The 2707-nt window shown below is 48.3% G+C and carries 3 protein-coding genes; all 3 read right to left on the bottom strand.

Annotation, left to right across the window (positions count from 1 at the left end; genetic code table 11):
* Positions 1–396, bottom strand: a 396-nt coding sequence (locus V3S16_RS02160) for a cytochrome b/b6 domain-containing protein (protein ID WP_413883033.1), incomplete at its 3' end; no start/stop codon positions are given.
* A gap of 409 nt (positions 397–805) precedes the next feature.
* Positions 806–1210: a secondary thiamine-phosphate synthase enzyme YjbQ gene (locus V3S16_RS02165; protein WP_413883031.1), complete on the bottom strand. Its 405-nt coding sequence runs from the start codon at positions 1208–1210 to the stop codon at positions 806–808.
* Between the two features lie 428 nt (positions 1211–1638).
* Positions 1639–2616, bottom strand: coding sequence for an ADP-ribosylglycohydrolase family protein (locus tag V3S16_RS02170; RefSeq protein ID WP_413883032.1), 978 nt, complete (start codon positions 2614–2616; stop codon positions 1639–1641).
* Positions 2617–2707: the final 91 nt, after the last annotated feature.

Genomic DNA, 2707 nt, shown 5'->3' on the forward strand with positions numbered 1-2707 from the left:
GCCGCCAAGCGGGTTTACGAAACGGTAATGGGAGTGCTCGCCGTAACCGGTTAAATAGTATTTTGCCAGCTTAAGGGCGTTGATGACGTTCCACGGCGTGGGGATAAATTCCCGGATGTCTTTGTTGCACGACCGGGTAAAGGCAAGGTACAGTCGCGTGAAAACCGAAACCATCAAAAAAGCGGCGGTGATGAAGTGTATCTCGCGCATATTCGCCATCGCGAACGCCTGGAAGGCCTCTCCCTGACCGTAATAATAAGAAGGGTTTCCGATGTAATAACCGGTGATCGCCAGCGTAACGACGGAAAATACCGTTATCCAGTGCAGGAAACAGGCAAAAATGGACCGGGTCTGGACTACAAGATAAACTTCGTCGGAACCGGAGATATCCTTCACACTTGCCAAACGGAGGCGCCTCCAAATTTAAAATGCTACAAATATACAAGCGTTTCGTGAACTTCCGCATTTATATTAGGTTGAGTTTCTGTGTATTGTCAAGGAAATATTGACAAAAGTCATAGTTATGAAATGGCAAGAGATACAGTAAATATCGTGTTACCGAATGCAGCGCTTCCTTAAAGTAAATCTATTTATCACGGATTCTTTTTCCCGTAGAGGCGTAGCGATGCTACGTCTTGAGCAAAGCGAAAGGTTCTCGCCACCTTTAGGTGGTCTCAATCAAACGTTTTTCTTAACGTCTGAGGCGTAGCGATTCTACGTCTCAATCATAGGTTTTTCTTAACATGAGACGTTGCATCGCAACGTCTCTACATGCCATACCAACCTATTTCCCTCCACCGCCGTCTCAATCCGTGATAATAGTGCAGACCACCTTGCGCCCGCTGCGGGGGCCGTCGAACTCGCAAAAGAATATATTCTGCCACGTCGAAAGACCCAGCTTGCCGTCTATCAGCGGTATAGTTTCGGACGGGCCCACAAACCCAGCTTTCAGGTGGGAATCGCCGTTTCCATCCTGCCGGTCGTGCAGCCAAACGCCCTTTGGAATCAGTTCTTTAAGGAAATTGATTACGTCCGTCGGGACGCTTGGATCCCAGTTTTCCTGTATCATCAGCGCCGCCGTTGCCCCCTGCGCGTACAGGGCCACAAGTCCGTTTTTAACGCCGCTTTTCGCCACGATGTTTTTTACATTCTCCGTTATATCTATCAGTTCCTCGCGCTTGCCGCTGTCGAGTTGAATAATCTTTCTCATCCCATGATTATATCCAAAGACGCCTTCCTTTTTCGGAGTTAATGGAAACTTTAAGGATATGTTAAAAACGCGGACTTATGGGTAGAGAGCCATTACAATCAATTGTCGTGCTTTGCGTACTGTCATACTACAGACGGGTTCAAATGCAGGAGTTTGTGAACAGCAAATATGCTTTTTCTTCTACCCATTCTCCCCGTTTCTTCCCTTAATATACGGGAAAAGCCCCTTTATTTACGGGCTATTATTATTCATCGAATATCAATTTAGTATGACTTTTGTCAATGTCTGAATTGGCGGAAGAATAATAAATACAATATGTTAGTCTGGCTCAAAAGATTAGCCCGGTCTCTTTATAAAAGGTCGGGTTTTTAGGTTTTTTATGTGCCTCGCCAAGGGAGAAATCGTCGTGCCATCAGGGCTTTAAAAACTTATTTTCCGGCAAACCTTGCATGGATTTCACCGGCGATTTCGCATATCGCCGTGGAACCCTCAACGGTTTTTACCCATTTTCCCGGAATCGATTTCGATCCCAGAAGCGCTCCCATGATGCCTCCCGTTATGGAACCGGTTGAGTCGCTGTCGCCGTCGTGATTTACGGCGGCAAGCGTTCCTTCGCGCCAATCGGCAAACTTAAGCGAACAATAAAGCGCTATCCCCAGGGCCTCCTCGCCAACCCATCCTTGCCCGATTTCCTTTATCGCCTCCTCGTGAGGCTTGTCCGATAATGCCAGCCTGCGAGCTTTTAGAACGCACCCCGATGTCTCTTCATGTCCCTCATGGCCCGCAAGTATCTGTTCTGATATTTCTATCGCATTATCAATCGGTTTGCCATTAATAATTAAAGTAATGAGTGAAGATAAATAGCCCGCGCTAAGATATCCCGAGGGGTGGCCATGCGTAATTGCGGCGTACTTTGAGCCTTTTGCAAATGCCTTTTCGGCCTTGAAGGCCAGGCCCGCCGGGGCGGTGCGCATAACCCCGCCGCAGCCTTTGCTGTTGTTTATCGGATGCTCAACCGTGCCCATAATGCCGCTTTGTAGCGAGGTAAGGCAAGACATGCCCGGCCCACGCCTGTACCTGGGGTCGTATTGCGATTTAAGCCATTCAAGATAGCGGAGGTACACAGCTTTTACGTCGTCGTTTCGGTCGGGGCCCTCTTCCAATCCGCCTTGCGCCGCGTCCAGAATGCCCCTTGCCGTGGCAACGGTCATTTGCGTATCGTCCGTATAAAATCCTGCTTCAAAATAAAATCCCGCTTCAGGCCCCCTGTAAGAATCGAAATCGGTTATACCGTCGGCGCCGTATTTCCTCTTGATTTCTTCTAGCGTCATGCCTTCAACGGGAGCCCCAAGCGCGTCGCCTATTGCCACCCCCAATAGGCATCCGGTGTATTTATCCAGCATCATTTGAATTGTATAATAAGACAGCGAATCCTTTTATCTTTTGAATTAAATAGGAGAGTAGCGGACCAACCATGAGGAAATTCAAGGTAGCAGG

It is taken from the genome of Candidatus Desulfatibia sp., from assembly GCF_036446775.1.
Lineage (GTDB): Bacteria > Desulfobacterota > Desulfobacteria > Desulfobacterales > UBA11574 > Desulfatibia_A.

What these genes read in the sequence shown, in the direction of transcription:
- V3S16_RS02165 (WP_413883031.1), bottom strand. Translation starts at nt 1,210, where the DNA reads ATGAGAAAGATTATTCAACTCGACAGCGGCAAGCGCGAGGAACTGATA.
- V3S16_RS02170 (WP_413883032.1), bottom strand. Translation starts at nt 2,616, where the DNA reads ATGATGCTGGATAAATACACCGGATGCCTATTGGGGGTGGCAATAGGC.